Source organism: Bradyrhizobium sp. USDA 3240 (genome assembly GCF_054063295.1).
Map to the genome: position 1 here is coordinate 1754357 of NZ_JBSSGD010000002.1, position 19635 is coordinate 1773991.

The 19635-nt window shown below is 61.0% G+C and carries 18 protein-coding genes and 1 tRNA gene; 9 read left to right on the forward strand and 10 right to left on the reverse strand.

The window, feature by feature from the left end:
- Window positions 1–267 precede the first annotated feature (267 nt).
- The 3 genes from ACVIGA_RS09120 (at window position 268) to ACVIGA_RS09130 (ending at window position 2932) form a co-directional block, all read left to right on the forward strand.
- On the forward strand, window positions 268–585 hold the full coding sequence (locus ACVIGA_RS09120; protein WP_456666122.1) for a co-chaperone GroES: 318 nt from the start codon (window positions 268–270) through the stop codon (window positions 583–585).
- A gap of 140 nt (window positions 586–725) precedes the next feature.
- Window positions 726–2366 (forward strand): chaperonin GroEL, encoded by a 1641-nt coding sequence (groL, locus tag ACVIGA_RS09125; protein ID WP_456666123.1) that lies wholly within the window; start codon window positions 726–728, stop codon window positions 2364–2366.
- A 368-nt stretch (window positions 2367–2734) separates the two neighbouring features.
- The gene (locus ACVIGA_RS09130) at window positions 2735–2932 is read left to right on the forward strand and encodes a hypothetical protein (protein WP_456666124.1); all 198 of its coding nucleotides are present in this window, start codon (window positions 2735–2737) and stop codon (window positions 2930–2932) included.
- An 822-nt stretch (window positions 2933–3754) separates the two neighbouring features.
- On the opposite strand, the gene ACVIGA_RS09135 is transcribed toward ACVIGA_RS09130, so the two are convergent.
- Both ACVIGA_RS09135 and ACVIGA_RS09140 read right to left on the reverse strand, forming a co-directional pair.
- The gene (locus tag ACVIGA_RS09135; RefSeq protein WP_456666125.1) at window positions 3755–5905 is read right to left on the reverse strand and encodes a vWA domain-containing protein; all 2151 of its coding nucleotides are present in this window, start codon (window positions 5903–5905) and stop codon (window positions 3755–3757) included.
- Window positions 5895–6485 carry an RNA polymerase sigma factor gene (locus ACVIGA_RS09140; RefSeq protein WP_456666126.1) on the reverse strand — a complete coding sequence of 197 codons (591 nt, stop codon included), beginning with the start codon at window positions 6483–6485 and terminating at the stop codon, window positions 5895–5897. The genes ACVIGA_RS09135 and ACVIGA_RS09140 overlap by 11 nt, the downstream gene beginning before the upstream one ends.
- A gap of 751 nt (window positions 6486–7236) precedes the next feature.
- On the opposite strand from ACVIGA_RS09140, the gene ACVIGA_RS09145 reads away from it, so the two are divergent.
- A complete protein-coding gene (locus tag ACVIGA_RS09145) occupies window positions 7237–7389 on the forward strand; it encodes a hypothetical protein (protein ID WP_456666127.1) in 153 nt (50 codons plus the stop codon).
- A 500-nt stretch (window positions 7390–7889) separates the two neighbouring features.
- Here the strand turns inward: ACVIGA_RS09145 and ACVIGA_RS09150 are convergent, their stop codons facing one another.
- From ACVIGA_RS09150 to ACVIGA_RS09165, 4 genes are all read right to left on the reverse strand, one after another.
- Window positions 7890–8396 carry a winged helix-turn-helix transcriptional regulator gene (locus ACVIGA_RS09150; protein WP_456666128.1) on the reverse strand — a complete coding sequence of 169 codons (507 nt, stop codon included), beginning with the start codon at window positions 8394–8396 and terminating at the stop codon, window positions 7890–7892.
- A gap of 153 nt (window positions 8397–8549) precedes the next feature.
- Window positions 8550–9815: a CaiB/BaiF CoA transferase family protein gene (locus tag ACVIGA_RS09155; RefSeq protein ID WP_456666129.1), complete on the reverse strand. Its 1266-nt coding sequence runs from the start codon at window positions 9813–9815 to the stop codon at window positions 8550–8552.
- Between the two features lie 2 nt (window positions 9816–9817).
- Window positions 9818–10618, reverse strand: a complete 801-nt coding sequence (locus tag ACVIGA_RS09160) for an enoyl-CoA hydratase/isomerase family protein (protein ID WP_456666130.1) — start codon at window positions 10616–10618, stop codon at window positions 9818–9820.
- Between the two features lie 163 nt (window positions 10619–10781).
- Window positions 10782–11273, reverse strand: coding sequence for a winged helix-turn-helix transcriptional regulator (locus ACVIGA_RS09165; RefSeq protein ID WP_456666131.1), 492 nt, complete (start codon window positions 11271–11273; stop codon window positions 10782–10784).
- 117 nt (window positions 11274–11390) lie between these two features.
- Between ACVIGA_RS09165 and ACVIGA_RS09170 the strand changes: the two genes are divergently transcribed.
- The 5 genes from ACVIGA_RS09170 (at window position 11391) to ACVIGA_RS09190 (ending at window position 16620) form a co-directional block, all read left to right on the forward strand.
- Window positions 11391–12116: a hypothetical protein gene (locus tag ACVIGA_RS09170; protein WP_456666132.1), complete on the forward strand. Its 726-nt coding sequence runs from the start codon at window positions 11391–11393 to the stop codon at window positions 12114–12116.
- A gap of 20 nt (window positions 12117–12136) precedes the next feature.
- On the forward strand, window positions 12137–12634 hold the full coding sequence (locus ACVIGA_RS09175) for a (2Fe-2S)-binding protein (RefSeq protein ID WP_223975644.1): 498 nt from the start codon (window positions 12137–12139) through the stop codon (window positions 12632–12634).
- Window positions 12627–14999 carry a xanthine dehydrogenase family protein molybdopterin-binding subunit gene (locus ACVIGA_RS09180; RefSeq protein ID WP_456666133.1) on the forward strand — a complete coding sequence of 791 codons (2373 nt, stop codon included), beginning with the start codon at window positions 12627–12629 and terminating at the stop codon, window positions 14997–14999. The genes ACVIGA_RS09175 and ACVIGA_RS09180 overlap by 8 nt, the downstream gene beginning before the upstream one ends.
- On the forward strand, window positions 14996–15850 hold the full coding sequence (locus tag ACVIGA_RS09185) for an FAD binding domain-containing protein (RefSeq protein ID WP_456666134.1): 855 nt from the start codon (window positions 14996–14998) through the stop codon (window positions 15848–15850). The genes ACVIGA_RS09180 and ACVIGA_RS09185 overlap by 4 nt, the downstream gene beginning before the upstream one ends.
- 290 nt (window positions 15851–16140) lie before the next feature.
- A complete protein-coding gene (locus ACVIGA_RS09190) occupies window positions 16141–16620 on the forward strand; it encodes a hypothetical protein (protein WP_456666135.1) in 480 nt (159 codons plus the stop codon).
- Window positions 16621–16655: 35 nt separating this feature from the next.
- Here the strand turns inward: ACVIGA_RS09190 and ACVIGA_RS09195 are convergent.
- From ACVIGA_RS09195 to ACVIGA_RS09210, 4 genes are all read right to left on the reverse strand, one after another.
- Window positions 16656–16731 (reverse strand) — tRNA-Lys (locus ACVIGA_RS09195).
- A gap of 165 nt (window positions 16732–16896) precedes the next feature.
- A complete protein-coding gene (locus tag ACVIGA_RS09200) occupies window positions 16897–17478 on the reverse strand; it encodes a Spy/CpxP family protein refolding chaperone (RefSeq protein WP_223975640.1) in 582 nt (193 codons plus the stop codon).
- A gap of 155 nt (window positions 17479–17633) precedes the next feature.
- Window positions 17634–18920, reverse strand: coding sequence for a TRAP transporter large permease (locus ACVIGA_RS09205; protein WP_456666136.1), 1287 nt, complete (start codon window positions 18918–18920; stop codon window positions 17634–17636).
- Entirely contained in the window at window positions 18920–19492 is a 573-nt protein-coding gene (locus ACVIGA_RS09210; RefSeq protein WP_223975637.1) for a TRAP transporter small permease, read from the reverse strand. Before ACVIGA_RS09210 ends, ACVIGA_RS09205 begins: the two co-directional genes overlap by 1 nt.
- Window positions 19493–19635: the final 143 nt, after the last annotated feature.

A 19635-nucleotide genomic window follows, 5' to 3' on the forward strand; every position in this document is an offset into this window, starting at 1 on the left:
CCGCCCCTTCTAAGTCAGCCTATCCCGAGACTGGTTAGTGCCAAGGGGCGAGGCGTCTCATGTCCGTTTGGGGTCAAACGGGTCGTTTTTGCAGTCGGCCACATACTTCCGGCCAACGCTCACTCTACCTGAGAAACTCAAGCTATCGTCAATATCGCGGGCGGAAGCCCTTGTGTCCCAGTGGCGCGGTCTTATGTGACGGGTGGCTAGCACTCGTCCATTGCGACTGCCAATCCAGAAAATAATCAAAAGGCCAAGGAGGATCGCATGCAATTCCGTCCGCTCCACGACCGCGTCGTGGTCAAGCGCATCGACGCCGAAGAGAAGACCGCAGGCGGCATCATCATTCCCGACACAGTCAAGGAAAAGCCCTCCCAGGGCGAAGTCATCGCCGTCGGCCCCGGTGGCCGCGACGAGGCCGGCAAGCTGATCCCGATCGACATCCAGGTCGGCGACCGCGTGCTGTTCGGCAAGTGGTCGGGCACCGAGGTCAAGATCGACGACCAGGAGCTCTTGATCATGAAAGAGAGCGACATCATGGGCGTGCTCACCGACGCTCCCGCCTCGAAGAAGAAGGCCGCCTAAGCGCGAAACTCGCCCTCACCCTGAGGAACCGGCGCAGCCGGCGCCTCGAAGGATGCGGCCGCAAGCTAAAATCTCATCCCTCAAGAGCTGGCGCGGTTGCGCGGCCCTTGGGATTGGGACAGCTGAAAACGGAGATCATTATGTCAGCCAAGGAAGTTAAATTCGGGGTCGACGCCCGCGACCGCATGCTGCGCGGTGTCGACATCCTCAACAACGCCGTAAAGGTTACGCTCGGTCCGAAGGGCCGCAACGTCGTGCTCGAGAAGTCATTCGGCGCTCCCCGCATCACCAAGGACGGCGTCACCGTCGCCAAGGAGATCGAGCTTGACGACAAGTTCGAGAACATGGGCGCCCAGATGGTGCGTGAAGTCGCCTCCAAGTCCGCAGACGCGGCCGGCGACGGCACCACCACCGCCACCGTGCTGGCGGCTGCGATCGTCCGTGAAGGCGCCAAGTCGGTTGCCGCCGGCATGAACCCGATGGACCTGAAGCGTGGTATCGACCTGGCTGTGGAAGCCGTGGTCGCCGACCTCGTCAAGAACTCGAAGAAGGTCACCTCGAACGAGGAGATCGCCCAGGTCGGCACCATTTCGGCCAACGGCGATGCCGAGATCGGCAAGTTCCTCGCCGACGCCATGAAGAAGGTTGGCCACGAGGGCGTGATTACGGTCGAGGAAGCCAAGTCGCTTGAGACCGAGCTCGATGTCGTCGAGGGCATGCAGTTCGACCGCGGCTACATCTCGCCCTACTTCGTCACCAACGCCGACAAGATGCGCGTTGAAATGGAAGATGCCTACGTCCTGATCAACGAGAAGAAGCTATCTCAGTTGAATGAATTGCTTCCGCTGCTGGAAGCCGTGGTGCAAAGCGGCAAGCCGCTTGTAATTGTCGCGGAAGACGTCGAAGGCGAAGCGCTCGCCACCCTCGTCGTCAACCGCCTGCGTGGCGGCCTGAAGGTCGCGGCCGTCAAGGCTCCGGGCTTCGGCGATCGCCGCAAGGCCATGCTGCAGGACATCGCGATCCTGACCGGCGGTCAGGCGATTTCGGAAGATCTCGGCATCAAGATGGAGAACGTCACGCTCGCCATGCTCGGTCGCGCCAAGAGGGTGATGATCGACAAGGAGAACACCACAATCATTAGCGGCGCCGGTAAGAAGGCCGACATCGAGGCCCGCGTGCAGCAAATCAAGGCGCAGATCGAGGAGACCACTTCGGACTACGACCGCGAGAAGCTGCAGGAACGTCTGGCCAAGCTCGCGGGCGGCGTCGCGGTGATCCGCGTCGGCGGTGCGACTGAGGTCGAGGTAAAGGAGCGCAAGGATCGCGTTGATGACGCGATGCATGCGACCCGTGCGGCGGTTGAAGAAGGCATCGTGCCGGGCGGCGGCGTCGCCCTGCTCCGTGCTTCCCAGCACCTCAAGGGACTTCGCACCAAGAACGACGACCAGAAGACCGGCGTCGAGATCGTCCGCAAGGCGCTGTCCTATCCGGCTCGCCAGATCGCGATCAACGCAGGCGAGGACGGCTCCGTAATCGTCGGCAAGATCCTTGAGAAGGACCAGTACGGCTACGGCTACGACTCCCAGACCGGCGAATATGTCAATTTGATCTCCAAGGGCATCATCGACCCGACCAAGGTTGTTCGCGTAGCCATCCAGAACGCGGCCTCCGTTGCCGCGCTCCTGATTACCACCGAAGCCATGGTGGCCGAAGTGCCGAAGAAGAACGCAGGCGCCGGCGGTATGCCTCCAGGCGGCGGTATGGGCGGTATGGATTTCTAACTCCAATCCGTTCAGTGCTTAAAAGAAAAAGAAAGGCCAGGCAGGGATGCCCGGCCTTTCTATCGTCGATGACGATAACGGGGATGGCAAGGTCTCAGGGGAGCAAGCCGAAATTTGAAAGCGCCCATTTTTCAAGGATGGTGCGGACAATGCAGACTGGACCATCAAGAAATGCGGGTGAAATCCTGGCGAGCGAGTGCGCCCCCTGCAACCCCTGCACTTCTTGGCGCTTCCGCGATCGTGCCGCCGGTCCGCTACCGATGCCGCTAACAGCTGGCAGCGGACAGAGTTTGCTTGCACCCGCTAGCCGACAGGATCGAAAGCCATATCTATGCGTTGACTCGTTAAGCCCAAATGGGAGGTCAACAATGACTAACGACCGAAGCCGACGGGCACCAACAGCTGCAGACCGCGAAGCCCATAAGATCTTCAAAACGGTCAGGGCGAAGGAAACTATGACCGAATACGCAAAAGCGCAAAAAGCACTCCACGACAATCGAGAGCGCCTAAAGGCGGAACGGCTGGCGCGGGATGCTGAAGCGGCCAACCGCACAAAAGCAGGTTAAGCGTCATCTGGATGACCGCGGAGGACCAAGCTTGGGCCCCTGCCTGGTGGAGGGTGAAAATGGCCCTGCACTTTCGCCGCGTGGAAACTGCTGAGGATCTGGAAATTTGGATCGCAAGCAGCGACGACTATTCATTCGTTATCAGCAGCGAGAGCCGAAGTGGACCTGGCCTACATGGAGAGCCAGGTTATGTTGCGTCATACCGCCCAGGCTTTCTGAATATGCCCGCGGCTCAAGTGTCCGGATGGCCCTTCAGCACGTTCGCTGAAGCCGAGCGGGCCTGCAATGCGTTCCTGGGTCGCCTCATTATCGAGGGATAACTACCGGAGCCTCCCGATCACGGAAAGGATCGGCGTTAATCGGGATTTCAGCGCCAATAGAATTGCGCGGCCAGAAAGCGAAGTGTGGCAGGATCACTGGCTTGTAGCTGGCCACCGTCGGCGCATAGTCCCCCGATGATCGAGCAGCGACCAGCTTTCATGGCTTGCAAGAATCCCGGCACCGGCTGGAGGATCGATATTCTATGGCCCGATGGCGAAACGGAAGTTATCAAGGGTTTTATGACGGAGCACGACGCGACCAGGTGGATTTCTGAGCACTCGACGACGTGGCAAGAAAATCCGAACCAACCGCGCTAGACGATTGACCCACCATTGGTGATCGCCACCCATAGGCGACCGATTCCTAGTGGCTTCTCTGCGAACGCGATCTGACATTTTCGGCCTTTTTTGCCTTTTGAGATCACTGCAGAATTTCCCTTGGTCAGAATGGGGGAGCAAGTGGTCGGGTTCCCCAAGGACAGCCGACAGAATCTAAAATCGATCACGGGCGCTGCGGCTGCAATGCGCCCGCAGTTTTGGCCGCGCGCACCAATTGAAGGAACTCGGAGCGATAGCCGTAAGGATCGTCGCCGCGTGCTGCCGAGGCGATGCGCAGCACGTCGTCATACCCGAACTGGCCGGTGTGCTTTCCGCCACGTAGAATCTCGCCGAACGCGGCCACACTGGTTGCAAAGCGGGCATCGAGTGGCGCGTTCTCGAAGCGAGCGTATTCGGATCCGCTATCGACGGGAGTGTTGATCAGCGCGCTTCGATCGGATCGCGGCAGCTTGTAACGAATCTTGACGAAAGCATATTCGGCCGGCGACGGCGAGCCGCTCGTCGGAGCTCGCGCACCGTATCGAAGATCGTCGACCAATCGAGGACCGCCGACAGGCACGACGTCGTAAAGCGCCGTCACGGTTTGTCCCGAGCCGACGTCACCGGCGTCGACCTTGTCGTTTGTGAAATCATCGCGATTGAGAAGTCGCGTCTCGTAGCCGATCAGTCGATATTCGGCGACGGTCGCAGGATTGAACTCAATCTGGATTTTCACATCCTTGCCGATCGGAAACAGCGTCGAACTCGCCTCTTCGACCAGCACCTTGCGGGCTTCGTTGATCGTATCAATGTAGGCAGCGACGCCATTGCCGTTCTGCGCCAGCGTCTGCGCCAACGCGTCGTTGTAGTTGCCGGCACCAACGCCGAGCACGGAGAGGAAAATGCCCTTTTCACGCTGACGCTCGACGAAGCCTTTCAATTCATCCTTGTTCGTAATCCCGACATTGAAGTCGCCGTCAGTGGCGAGGATGACGCGGTTGACGCTGCTGGCGTCAAAGTTCTGCTCGGCAAGCGCATAGGCTTTTCTGATGCCTTCGGCGCCGGCGGGGGTGCTGCCGCCTGCCTCGAGTCGATCGATCGCCGCCAGAATTTTCGCTTTCTCGGACACGGATGTGGGTTCGAGCGCCATGCCGGCATTCCCTGCGTAGGTCACAATCGCGATGCGATCCTCGGGCTGCAGCTGGGTCACGAGCATGGCGAGCGACTGTTTCACGAGCGGCAAGCGGTTCTGCGGCTCCATCGAGCCCGATGTATCGATCAGGAAAACGAGATTCGCGCGCGGTCGGTTTGTCTGTTGCAGCGCATAACCCTTGACGCCGATGCGAATGAGCTTGCGGCCTTCCGCCCAGGGGTTCGGAAACACGGCGACGTTGGCCCGGAACGGTTCGTCGGCCGATGTCGGCGCTTCATAGGCATAGGGAAAGTAGTTGATCAGCTCCTCGGTCCGAACGGACGCGGGTGGCGGCAGGATATTGCGGTTAAGCTGCGCGCGGACGAACGCGTATGACGCCGTATCGACATCAATGGAGAATGTCGAGACAGGTGTATCGCGCGCGACCTTGAACGCGTTTTCCGGCGCATTCGCAAACTGGTCGCGGCCGACAGGTTCCGAGGCGCCAGGAGCACGCTCGCGCTGGCTGCGCTCGCGCAAGACGTCGGCCGCTGCCGTCTGCTGCGCAGATGCTAACGGCGGCGCCCGCATGGCGCTCTGATCGATGTTGATATCCTCGCGGCTGCGCCAAGTGTAACCCTGCATGGGAGCGGGCGTCCGACCAGGCGCCGCCGCTGGAGGTGGAGGCAGCAGGCGCGTGACCTTGTCCTCCATGCGCGGCCTGACGGGAGCCGACGCAGCGGCCGCCGAAGGCAGGTTGCCCTGCGGGTCAAGCTTTCCAGCCTCGGTGACGGTTTGGATCTGCGTTTGCGGTGGGGCCTGGTTGTCGCTTTCCTTCTTCGCTTGCACCATTGACGCCGCTTGAGCGGCGTCGTTGCTCGCCGCCTTCTGTTCGACGGGTGCAGCGAAATGCGCCAATTGCGGTGACCGCGTGAGATGCAGATAGGCGCCCGATCCGGCAACAATGCAGGCCAGGCTGGCGGCCAGGAGATATCGCGTACGCTTCATGGAAGTCCTCTCGCGTGACGGCCGCAAGGACGCGGCGGTTCGCTCGATGAGACGGATGTCGGTCGACATTCCTTGGACGCTTCCGGCGTTTTTTTGATCGAAGCGCAGCAGCGCCTGTTGCACGGCCGCGGCATGCGCGTCCGGTGCAGGCGACGGTGGGTCGGGCAAACGCATGATGTTGTGATCAGAACTCATCGCTAATGTCCTTCACGAGGCTCGCCTGTCGTCTGACCTCGTGCATGCGGCCTGAGATCGTCGACTCGGAGACACCGAGGGCCGTGGCCGCCTCGGCATGCGTCATGCCTTCGCCCACCACAAGAACGACCGTCTCCCGCAGCAGCGGCGAAAGCCGCGCCAGTTCGCTCGCCAGCCAGCTACGACGAAAAAGATCCCGGCCATCTGGCGGCGCCGCTATTCCGGCAAGCACGGCGAGATGGCCTTTCAGGCGCATCAATGTCGAATGGCGCCGATGGTGGTCATGGCAGGCGTTGCGCACGATCCCGACCAACCAGGTTGTGAACTTCGCCTCACCCCTGAAAGAAGCGATCCGTTCCACCAGCGCGCAGCAGACATCCTGGCAAATGTCCTGCGCGTCGGTCTGCGAGCCGGTCATGCGCCACGCAACGCGGTGCATGAGGTCGTAGTGTCGCCGCAACACGGCTTCGAATGCGGCACGGTTGCCCTGCGCGGCCAGACTGACGAGGTCTTCATCCGTGGCGCCGCCATCCAGCGGCTCAGTCACCTCTGCGGTCATAAGCTGAACGACGTCCCCCATGCCCTTTCCTCAAGGTCGACGGGATTGAGCAAGAAAATTGGGACCGTTAGACGGTTCCTCGGCCAGTCCTGTCCGGGACCACGATCGCATGCGCCTTATCACGACCATAGTAACTCCCCCACGGACCGGGGCGCCGGGAAAGAGATTTTGCAAGCCTTCACCAATTGAGACGAACGAGGTGGCGGAATCCTTGGGCTAGATCAGAAAAAATTTCGGACGGCGCGACACCAGAGCCTTACGGCGCTCCGCGGACGTGGCAACCCAAGCGATCGCCCGCCGCATGGTCCCGTCGTTTCACCTGGCGGGCGGCTGAGTTTGGCCCGTCAATGTGGGATGCACGAAACAACCGATCGGAAAGCGAGCATCGGGGCATCTGGAGCAGCCCGCTTGTCAGAATGAATCCGCCTCTCGCTAACGCTATGAAGGAGCTTGGAGCGGGTGAAGGGAATCGAACGCTCGTATTCAGTTTCGAAGTCTTCGAATTTCCGCAATGTTTTCTAACGCCATTCCGACATCTTGCAGCCTGTCGGTCCGTTGAGATCATTAGAGATTTTCGCGTTGTCGGAATGCCTATGCGTGTCGGCAACAGGGATCGGACGATGCCCGCCAATCTCGGCGCGCGCGCCGAGCTCCGGATGGCGCCGACCCTCATCTTGGCAGCCACTTCATTGGGACGTGCCTCGCGACCCCCTTGTTAAGCTTTGATTAATCACGTGAGCTCCACGCTGCGCCCCGGCACAAGGAGTCGCAAATGGCAATGTTTCGAATTCAACTCGCCGATGGCAAAAAGAGCCTCAAGACCGACCTCAAGGCGCTTAACGAGGACGCGGCCCGCAGCGTAGCCGAGAAATGGTTCGACGGAGCGCGTTGGCGCATCGTCAAAATCCGGCGCTTGACCGACTAAGCAGCCTCCGTATCCGTCGCGCCAGGCCGAAAACCTTGCAGAGCGCCGGAAAATGAGGAGTCCGCCAACCGGGGCGGCGCGATTCTTTGATCTCAACGCGATCGGAGGTTCGCTAACTTCGCTCCGATTGCAGGTCAGCTTAACCCGGCTTGCTCATAACGGTCTGGTTGCAGGTTCGAGTCCTGCCGGGCTGACCAAGAAGATCAATATCTTACTGGGTCCTGGTAGCCGGCAGCGCGACTACCGCACCAGATACGTGCACTTTCCGTTCGCGCGCAGGTTCAGCACCGCAATCATTTGGCGGCGTCAGACAGATAGTCTGGGTGGACGATGAGTGTGCTGGGCGTCGGCCGAAATGGTCGACGCGTAGGTTCGAATCGGGGACGCGCAACCAACGATACCGACATCGTTGATAGTGGACGTTTGATCTTCGTGCTTGGTGGGGCGCACCGCGGCTCGAACCTGTGACCTGCCTCACTAAGAGTCTCGCGCTAGTGACGCTATTTGTCCTTATCGGTTGCGGCTTTGCTCAGAACTTGGCTGATACGTCGTGGTTTGACCTTTGCATGCGGTAGTTGCCCACCAAATCGCTTTTGATTGAAAGGCACGGCGCCAGAACCAGCAACGATCTCGACGTCTTCAAGCTGCAACGGCTCGCCGCGCGCCGACAGCAAGGCGGGATATTCGATCTTCTGCCCGCTCGTGCGATCCCTGAAGACCACCTGCGGTCCGGCCGGCTCCGCCAGCCAGTCGTCGCCCCATTTCTTGAGCGCGAGATAAGTCGGGAAAAAATCGCGGCCCTTCTCGGTCAATACATATTCGTACCGCCCGCCATGCTCCGGCAGCGGCCCACGCGTCATCATGCCGAGATCGACGAATTTCTTCAGCCGCGCGCTGAGAATGTTCGGCGCCACGCCGAGATAATTTTGAAACTCGTCGAACCGCTTGGTGCCATAATAGGCTTCCCGCAGCAGTAGGATCGACCAGCGGTCGCCCACCACCTCCATGGCGCGGGCGATCGAGCATTCCTTGTTGGTGGAACGGGAGCGCTTCACGATGTGTCTCGCAGTCTTTTGCTCCGGTGATTCCCGATCACTTATAGCAGGAGGGAAGTGCGGTCCGCCTCCCCTTCTTCGATCCTTAGGCCGTTGTGCCAGGGATCAAGCCGCCTGCCCAGCCGGCTGCGGTGGTTTGGCCGCGACTTCCGGCTCAAGGGCGCGACGGTGCGTCACGAGTACCCCGGTCTCAGAAAGCCTTTGCAGTTCCGCCTCGCTCACGCCGAGCTCGCGGAATACCTCCTTGTTGTGTTCGCCTTGGAAAGCCGGCGTGCCAATAGGTGTCAGTTCATCCCCGGAAAAGCGCCAGGGGCGGCCCGGCAATTTGTATTCGCCGCCGCTGCGATCCGGCACGAGCTGGACCGCTCCCCAGTAGTCGCTCCAGTCCGATTTCGTCAGCTCCTTGATCGAGCGAATTTCGCCCATCGCGATCTTCGCCTCGTCGAACTGTGCGTCGAGCGTCGCCATATCCGGGAATGTCAGCATCCAGGACTGGATGATCTGACGCAACGCGCCGAAATTCAGCCGCCGGGCCGCGGCGCTCGAAAACCGCGGGTCGTCCATCAGATCGACGCGCCGCATCGCACGCAGCCAGGACGGAAACGTCCGGCTGCCGATAATGCTGGTGGCGACGGTGAAATGCTCACCCCTCGGCCCCGTGAAAAAGGAGCAATCAGTGGCGCCGAGCACTGCAGGCTCTGCACCGATGTCCTCATCCGACAGATCGACATGCGCGCGTTCATTGACCGCAAGCAAGGTCGCTGCCATCGCCACGTCAATATACTGGCCCTGCCCGGTTGTCTGCCGACTGTGGAGTGCCGCGAGGATGGCGATCACCGCCTGCAATCCAGCATAGACGTCGGCATGCGACAGACTGTCCGTGCGCGGCTCTGTCAAGGCCTCGCCATAGTGCCGAACACTATTCTCGGTAAAGCCGGCCTCAGCCTGCACCGTCGGAGCATAGGCCATCCGGCTGCGCCAGGGGCCACCCTGGCCGTAACCAGTGATCGACGCGTAGATCAACCGCGGATTTCGCGTCGACAGGGTCGCGTAGTCAAGGCCGAAGAAGCCGAGCGTTCCCGCGCGAAAATTCTCCACCACGATATCGGCGCTATCGCAGAGCTTCAGCGCCAGATCATAGGCGCCAGGTACGTTCAGATTGATGCTGACGTTGCGCTTGCCGGCGTTCTGCTGCGCATAATAGCCCGACATGCCGTCGGTGGATGGAAACGCAAAGCGCGACACGTCCGGGCTTGGCGGCTCGACCTTGACGACCTCGGCGCCGAGGTCCTGCAAGGTCCGCGCGCACAGCGGACCTGCGAGCACACGGGAAAAGTCGACGACGCGAATTCCGCTGAGAGGACCACTCATGATCAGCGCCCCGCGAATTTGGCAAGGCCAGGGCCGTTCTTACGGAACGAGGCAAGGCCGGCTTTCAGATCATCCGACGCCCAGATCGGCGCCTGCACTCTTGCCATGGCCTCGTCGGCCGCGGCCACCCCGTCGTTGACGGCGATGTGGGCCAGCTCCTTGGTCGCCGCGTGGGCCAGCGTCGGACCTTGCGCGAATTCCTCGGCGACCGCCATGGTCGCCTTCTCCAGCGATTCTTCCGGAACGGTAAGATTGATCAGGCCCCACTTTTCCAGGGTTGGCGCATCATAGCGACGCGCCAGCATCGACATCTCCTTGGCGCGCAGTGCACCGATCCGCTGCACCTGACGCTGGATGCCGCCCAGCAATGGATGCAGTCCAAGCGTAGCCTCCACCGAACCGATCTTCGCCGACGACGCCGCGATGATGTAGTCGCAAGACAGCGCCAGCTCGAGGCCACCGCCGAGACAGACGCCATGGATGCTCGCGATCAACGGGATCGGCAGCAATTCCATGAAGCGGAGAAACTCGACACCGTTCAGGCGGCGGTTCTCGCTGCTTGATTCGCCACTGCCTTGCTCCACGCGCTTGTCGAAAATATCGAGATCGGCGCCGGCGGAAAAATGTCGAAGCCCGCTGCGAAGGACGATCGCCCGGCTACCGGCTTTTTGCGCCTCTTCGACCTGCTCGACGACGGCATTGATGAGCTTTGGTCCAAGCAAATTGTAGGGCCGATAGACCATGGTCAATACGGAAGTATTGCCGCGCTGCTCGCGCGTAATCAGTGCATCCTCGGACACCACACACCTCCCTGGTTGAACGCTACGATGCGCGCTGCTCTTTCGTTGCGGCGAGCTTACATCATGACTTTCAATTTGCAAGTCATGATGGCGAATTAAATGATACCAATCATTTCACAAAGGCTGTGCGGCGCGGCTTGCAGACCAGAGGCAGGTTCGCCGGCTCTTATTTCCGGAAATGGGTCAGGCGCCACCGCACCAGTTCATCGGCGCCGGGGCCTGCTTGCGGCTGCACGTCCTGAAGCCTGATGGCTTGCCCGGTCTCGCTGTCGACCCTCGCAAGCTTCACCGGGTGCCCGGTTTTTCGATCGACGAATTTGAGTGGCGGCCCCGCGTCCCCGGAAACCGCCCATTTGTCCCCCACCTGTAACAGCGCCTGCAGCACAAGGATGGTGTCCCGGCCCTTCGCAGTCAGACAGTACTCGTATCGCTCGGGATTGGTCTGGTATTGGCGCCGCTCGACCAATTCGTGGCCCTCAAGGTGCTTTAGCCGATCGGACAAGGTCGCGTTGGTTACGCCGGTGGAGCGGCGCAGGTCCTCGTACCGGCTGAGCCCGAGCGACAGATCGCGCAGGATCAAGACGGCCCAGCGATCACCGATCGCGTCCATGACGCCGGCGATCGAGCACGCCATCCCATCAAAGCTCTTCGACTTCATAAAACGCTTGCCTCTTATTAACTCTTATCATTAGAGTGACTAATTGTCGACGGCTATCTTCGCTTCCGCAGGCCAGCCCCCGTCTATGGGGGCCACCAATTTCGACGGAATGGAACCATGATCATGCGCGAGCTTCGCGACCTTGTCATCGATGCCCACGGCGGCATCGAACGCTGGAATAATGTGAAAGCCATCGAAGGCGACATGTCGATCAGCGGCGGCCTTTGGGCACGAAAGGGGTGGCCGGTGGCGCTGAAGAACGTCCGCGTCACGGCCGCCACCGGCAAACAATGGATCAGCTACCACCCCTTCCTCGGCGAAGGTATGCGCAGTTCATGCACCCCCGACCATACCGTCATCGAAACGCTCGACGGCAAATCCGTCAAGGATCGCAAAAATCCCCGCGCCGCGTTTGACGGCCATACCGTCGAGACCCGGTGGGACGAATTGCATCTTGCTTATTTCAGCGGCTACGCGATGTGGAATTACCTCAATACGCCCTTTATCTTCGCGCTGCCCGGATTTCGCGCTGAAGAAATCGAGCCCTGGGATGAGAACGGCGAAACACGCAGGCGGCTCAAGGTCACCTTTCCGGATCATATCGCGACGCATTGCGCCGAGCAGGTTTTCCACATCAATGGTGAAGGCTTGATCTGCCGGATGGACTACAGCGCGGCCGTTGCCGGTGGCGTACCGACGGCGCATTACCTCGACGACCATCGTGATTTTTCCGGAATCAAGGTGGCGACGAAGCGGCGAGCGGTCCGCCGGAATGCAGACGGCACCGCGGTTCCCGATCCGGTGTTCGTGGCGATAGATATCGCCGACGTCAGATTCTCATGATTGGACCGTCGGAGAAAACAATGACTGACCACACCGAAGAGCTTCACGTTGTGACAGTCGACGTGAATGGCGTACGCCGGACCGCTTCGGTTGAAGCCCGCAAGCTTCTGGTTCACTTGCTCCGCGACGATCTCGGCCTCACGGGAACCCATGTTGGTTGCGACACGTCGCAATGCGGTGCATGCACCGTCGATATCGACGGACAGGCCGTCAAATCCTGCACGGTTCTGGCTGTGATGACCAGCGGCTCGTCGATCACGACAATCGAAGGGCTCGCGCGCGGCGGCGGGGCGTTGCATCCGGTGCAGGCAGCTTTCCATGAGCACCACGCCCTGCAATGCGGTTTCTGCACGCCGGGGATGATCATGAGCGTCCGCCAGATGCTTGGGCAGAATCCGAATCCGACCGAAAGCGAAATCCGTCACGGCCTCGCCGGCAACATCTGCCGCTGTACCGGCTACAACAACATCGTTCGCGCGGTTCAATCCCTTGCCTCGGAGGCGCCTCGCCATGACTGACACAACCGCGATCAGATATGTCGGTCAGCCCTTGCGACGGCGTGAAGACTTCAAGTTCGTTACCGGCAAGGGACGTTACAGCGACGACATCAAGGCACCGGGCATGCTGCATATTGCCGTGCTGCGATCGCCGCATGCGCATGCAATCATCAAGCACGTCGATCTAATGGCGGCAAAAGCGGCGCCGGGCGTCCGCCTCGCCTTGTCAGGCACCGATCTCGCCGGCAAGATCGGCTCGATCGTTCCCAACTGGATCATACCCGGCACGAAGGTGCCAGACCGGCCCGTCGTCGCCATCGACCGGGTTCGTTTCGTCGGCGAATGCGTCGCACTCGTCGTCGCCGAAACCCAGGCGATGGCGCACGATGCCATCGGGCTGATCGATGTCGACTACGAAACGCTTCCCTCCGTCGTCGACGAGGAAGCGGCGATCCGCGACAGCGCGCCGCAACTCCACGACAACGTGCCCAACAATATCACCACGATCTACAAGATCGGCGGTGGCGACTATGGCAAGGCTGCGCGGGAGGCCGACCAGGTCATCACGCTTCGCGTCGCCAACAACCGCCTGATCCCGACCTGCATGGAGACGCGCTCCATCCTGGCCGAGCCAAATGTCGACGGTAGCCTGACAGTCTACCTCCAGAGCCAGGTGCCGCACATGCATCGCCGCTGGATCGCCGACACCGTCGGCATTTCCGAACATCAATTGCGGATCGTGGCGCCCGACATCGGCGGCGGCTTCGGCGCAAAAATGCACCTCTATCCGGAGGAACTCCTCTGCCCGTATCTGGCGCGGCTCCTCGGCGTGCCCGTCAAATGGTGGGAATCGCGCTCCGAAAGCCATCAATCCACCAACCATGGCCGGGCGCATACCGAGGCGCTTGAGATAGCCTTCCGCAACGACGGCAAGATCCTCGGTCTGAAGGTCGAGACACTGGGCAATGTCGGCGCCTATCTGTCGAACATGGCATCAGGCGGCCCCACCGTGAACACGATCAATTTCGGGACCGGCGCCTACAAGATCGAGCACTACGAGGCGCGCTCCAGGGTGGTTGTGACGAACACCGTGCCGGTTGATGCCTATCGCGGATATGGCCGGCCCGAGGGGGCCTACATCGCCGAACGCGCGATCGATGCGGTCGCACGCCATCTCAATCTCGACCAGGTAGAGGTGCGCCGGCTTAATTTCATTCAGCCCGCCGACTTTCCGTATCGGCCCTATAGCGGACCCGCCACGATCTACGACAGCGGCAATTATGAAGGCTGCCTCGTCAAAGCGATGGAAGCCTTCAACTACGACTTCCGCAGCGCCGAACGCGATCAATTGCGCGCCAAAGGCCGTTATCGCGGCATTGGCGTTGCGGCCTATACCCACATGTGCGGTATGGCGCCGTCACGCCGGCTCTCGCTGATCGGCTTCAACCGTGGCGGCTGGGAAAGCGCCCGGGTCAGCGTGGATTCAAGCGGCCGGGTGACAATCTTCTCGGGATCCATGAGTCAGGGCCACGGCCATGTCACATCACTGGCGCAGATTGCCGCAGACGTCCTGCAGATTCCGATCGAAGACATCGACGTGGTGCAAGGCGACACGCGGCAAGTCCAGGCCGGTCATGGCACTTTCAACTCGCGGTCGATGGCGGTGGGCGGATCCGGCGTTCACGTCTCCTCTACCCGCGTCGTCGCCAAGGCGAAAAAGATTGCCGCGGGCATGCTCGAAGTCGATGAAGCGGATGTTTCCTATCAGGCCGGCAAGTTCAGTGTCCCCGGAACCGACATCGCGTCTTTGAAGTTCGGCACAGTGGCGAGGATGGCGCATGTCGGCCATAAGCTTCCGGATGGAATGGAGCCGGGTCTCGACGAGACCGTGTTTTACGATCCGAAGGGCATGGGCGCGCCTTCGGGCGTCCACATGGCCTATGTCGACGTCGATCCGGAGACCGGAATCGTCGACATTCTCGATTATGTCGCCGTTGATGATGCCGGCACTATCATCAATCCGCTGCTTGCCGCCGGACAGATTCATGGCGGCGTCGTGCAAGGCATCGCGCAGGCGCTCTATGAAGAAGTCAGCTACGATGCCGATACCGGGCAATTGATGACGGGATCGCTGTTGGATTATGCAGTGCCCCGCGCGGAGCACGTTCCCAGCATACGATCGCTGTTTCAGGAGACACCCTCGCCGACCAACCCGATCGGCGTCAAGGGCATCGGCGAGAGCGGATCGATCGCAGCACCCCCATGCATGGTTCACGCCGTGCTCGATGCGCTTTCACCGTTCGGGATCAAACATCTGGATATGCCGATGACGCCGCCGCGAGTCTGGTCGGCGATCCAGAAGGCACGCGCCGGAGCAGACCGATGATCCCGGCCTCATTCGACTATGTCCGTGCAACGTCGCTCTCTCACGCCATCGGCCTGCTGCAAGACGACCCCGACGGCAACAAGCTCGTGGCCGGTGGCCATACGCTGATTCCGACGTTGAAATTGCGGTTGGCATCGCCCGCGCTGTTGATCGATATCAGCGGCATCGATGAGTTAAGAGGAATCGAAGTTGCCGACCGCATCAGGATCGGCGCCCTGACCACGCATGCCGAACTGCTGGCTTCAAAACCTCTGCGAGAGGTGCTGCCGATCTTCCATCAAGCCGCCGACATGATCGCCGACCCGCAAGTGCGTAATCGCGGCACGATTGGCGGTTCACTGGCAAACGCCGATCCTGCGGCCGACTGGCCGGCGGTCGTCATCGCGCTGAAGGGCGAACTGGAGCTGGCCGGCCCGACCAGACGCAGGCGTATCGCGGCAAGGGACTTCTTCGTCGATATCATGACCACCGCACTCGAGCCAGGAGAAGTGCTCGTTGCTATCCATATGCCACGTCCGAACCCCGGCGCGAAATTCCGGTATCGCAAGATACGCCATCCGGCCAGCGGCTATGCCGTGGTCGGTGTCGCCGCCACGCTGTGCTTGCGCGACGACATCGTTTCAGAAGCCATGATCGCCATCACCGGAGCGACTAGCCGGGCCTTTGCGGCCGATTCTGCGAGCACGCATCTGATCGGCAAGCCGCTATCGACTGAAAACATCGCAATGGCCGCATTGCTTGCCGGCGAACAGGCTGAGTGCCTGTCAGACCATTACGCCTCGGCGGATTATCGCAAGCATCTGGTTAAGACCGAGGTCAGCAGGGCGTTGGCATCGCTGAATGGTGCCTGAGCGGGCCGGCTGATCTGCGCCGTAGAAGTTGACGACAAGCGCAACTTGTCGGCCGAACGACGGTGTTACGTGCGAGCTCTTCGTGCGGCGTGAGGCGCAGTGAGACTAAACACCGTCCGGTCGATTCGCCCAGCGTGTCCTGGCGTCCTAGTGCTTTTGCCAGACGGTAGGAGAGAAAGTTTGATCCGCCGATACAACGCGCCTTTCCTGAGCGGACGATCGTATCCACGGGCCAGCGCATCGGCGCCTTTGAGATCGCGCACTATCGCCCCAAGGAGCGGTCCAATAGCGTGAAGATCGTGCACCCTAAGAATGGCGAGGAAGCCTGGTGGCCCCTGTTCGATGATCGGGGCGAAGCACTTTTCCCCGAACTGATGGCCGAGCTTGATGCCATCAAGCAGGTCACGGTTTCGGGTCTGGTCTTCAGGCGCGATCATGCGCACCGCAAGTCGCGTACTCCGCTACCGTGGATAACCGAGCGCAAGGATCTCCGATACCTGCGCAGCGTCGCGAAAGACATCGTCGCCGCGGCCGGCATTCGAGGTGAACTTTCATTCACCTCGTTCCGCCACGGCGGCTTCACCGAGGGGGCCGACAGCGACCTGACTGACGCGGAACTGCGCGCAGCCGGCCGCCACAGGTCTGCACGGCAATTGCCGACCTATGCAAAGCGAACCCGCAAACAGCTGATCTGGGGACCAGGAAGCGTCGCGAGGAGCGAACAAAAGCAGCCGGTTTGTCGGAATAACCGCGGCTGCTTGTCGGAATGACAACTACGAGGGCTAACCTAAGCTATTGAAAAGCTTGGTGGGCGCACCAGGGCTCGAACCTGGGACCCGCTGATTAAGAGTCAGCTGCTCTACCAACTGAGCTATGCGCCCGGAACTTGTCCGGAAATGACCCTCGCAAGAGAGGCCGTCGTTTAGCAAAGCGATTCCGCGATGTCCAGCAAGCTCAAGCAACTTTTCCCGACTTTCTGACAACCGAAAGGCCGTCGGATTCCGGCGGCCTTTCATAGGCTTGGCGAGGATGTCGGCGGCTGGCTCTCAGAGCCGGCCGGAGCGTTCCTGATCCGGACCGTCATCGCGGTCGAAATGATGGTCGCGGCCGCCATGCTCCCAGCGGTCCATGCCACGCTCGAGGCGATGGCGGCGCCAGCCCTCGGCGCCGAAGCCGCGTCCTTCCATGTGGGTGAGCATGGTCAGCCGCCGCTTCTGGTTGTCGTCGAGCGTCTTGTAGAGCGGATCGGCGGTATCGGCGATCTTCTTCAGCGACGTCGCGGTTGCGGCCATGTTGTCGGCACGCTCGCGCAGCCGCGTGATCGGATCATCCGGCTTGGCGGCCTTGTCCGCATCGCTCTTCTCCGCAGCCATCCGCGCGTTGGCGCGATCAAGCCGCATCTTGGCGAAGTCGCGCACCGCGGTTTCGACCGGCGGCCACAGCTTCTCCTGATCGGCGGTCAGCTTTAGCCCGGCGTGCACCGCGGCAATGCGCGCGTCGAGGAAAGCGGCCCGATCTTCGGGGCTCATCCGCGTCTGGCCATGGAACCACGGACGATGCTGGGCATAGACCGCGGTTGAACCGGCAATCGTGAGCGCCGCGATGCCGGCGAGCAGAACTTTCTTCATCCGAACCTCCTTTGAAGGTTGCTTGAAGATGCTGCCGCCGCCCCTCGCCTTCAACTTACGGATTGGACAGAGAGACCTTTCTTGCCAAGATGTAATCCGCTTCATTGCCCGTCAGAAACATCCAAAGCGCGAGATCGCGCTTTGGTTTCTTGTTGTCACTGGATCATTCCCAACAGCCGCGGCAGCCACAGCGAGATCTCCGGCACGTAGGTGATCAGGCCGAGGAACACCAGCATCGCGCATAGCCACGGCAGCACCGAGATCGTGATCTCGCTGATGCCCATCTTGGCGATGCTGCTCGCGATGTAGAGGTTGAGCCCGACCGGCGGATGGCACAGCCCGACCTCGGTGTTGACGATCATCAGGATGCCGAGATGCACCGGATGCACGCCGAGCTTGGTCGCCAGCGGAAACAGGATCGGCGCCATGATCAGGAGGATCGACGACGGATCCATCACGTTGCCGGCGAGCAGCAGGATGACGTTGACCACGAGCAGGAACATCCAGACCGAGAAATTCTTGTCGATGATCCAGGCCGCCATCTCCTGCGGGATCTGCTCATGCGTCATCAGGAACGAGAACAGCACCGCGTTGGTGATGATGTAGAGCAGCATCGAGCTCATGCTCGCCGCCTGCAGCAGCACCTTCGGCACCTCGGAGAGCTTCAGCTCCTTGTAGACGAACACGGTGATGAAGAAGGCGTAGGTGGCGGCGACCGCCGCCGCTTCGGTCGGCGTGAAGATGCCGCCATAGATGCCGCCGAGCACGATGACGATCAGCGACAGGCCCCAGATGCTCTCGCGGAACGCCTTGAATTGTTGGCCGATGGTCGCCTTCGGCATCTTCGGATAACCGTTGCGCTGGGCGACGAAGAAGGTCACCGCGGCCAGCATCAACGCCAGCAGGATGCCCGGCACGATGCCGGCCATGAACAGCGCGCCGATCGAGGTGTTGGTGGAGACGCCGTAGAGCACCAGGATGATCGAGGGCGGCACCAGGATGCCGAGCGCACCCGAGGTCGAGATCACGCCGACGCCGAACCGCTTCGGATAGCCATGATCGACCATCGCGGGCATCATGATCGAGCCGATCGCCACCACGGTGGCGACGCTCGAGCCCGAGATCGCCGCGAACATCGCGCAGGCCGCTACGCCCGCAAGACCGAGACCGCCCGGCAGATGGCCGACCAGCGAGGTCGTGAAATCGATCATCCGCCGCGCGACACCGCCGCGGGTCAGGAAGGTGCCGGCCAGGATGAAGAACGGGATCGCCATGATGCCGAAATTGTCCAACCCTGAGAACAATTTCAGGCCGACGCTCTCGATCGGCACTTCCGTCATCGTGAACAGGAAGGTGAGCACCGACAGGCCGAGCGAAATCGAGATCGGCATGCCCGTCAGCATCAGGGCAAACAGCAGTCCGAAAATAAGTGCGGCGCTCATCACGCTTCTCCAAGCGCGATCGGCGCGGTCTTGCTGGTCTCGACGCCATCGACATGGGCGGCGTCATGGTGCGGCAGCTCATTGGTCCGGATGTAATTCCAGCACACCTGCAGGAAGCGGAAAGACATCAGATAGGAGCCGAGCGGAATGCAGGCGTAGACGATCCAGCTTGGAATTTCGAGGTCGGGCGACACCTGGTCGGTGTGCATCAGCTCGTAGACGAACTTGGCGCCCATGGTGCCGACGATCCCGGTGAACAGCGCGCCGCCGAGCAGCCCGAACAGGATGACGATCTTACGCCAGCGGTCATTGAGGCGGTTGATCAGCACATCGACGCCGACATGGATGCCGGTGCGCACGCCATAGGCGGCGCCGAACTTCGCCATCCAGATGAACATGTAGATGCACAGTTCCTGCGACCATGCGAGGTTGATGCCGAACAGATACGGATAGAGAACCGGCACGTCGACCAGGAAGCGATGCACGACCGTGATGAAGGTCAGAAGCGTCGCAGCGCCCATCAGGCTCGCGATGATGATTTCCTCGAGCCGGTCCAGAATTTTCAGCAGCATTGATCTCCCCTGACATGGCCGCCCCCCGCGGCCAGAGCATTTGTCTCCCTCTCCCCGTTCTTACGGGGCCGGGACGAGCGAAGCTCGCCCTGAGAGGGTTGGGTGAAGGGTTCCCTCCGCGCGCACGTTGATAATTGCGTTCG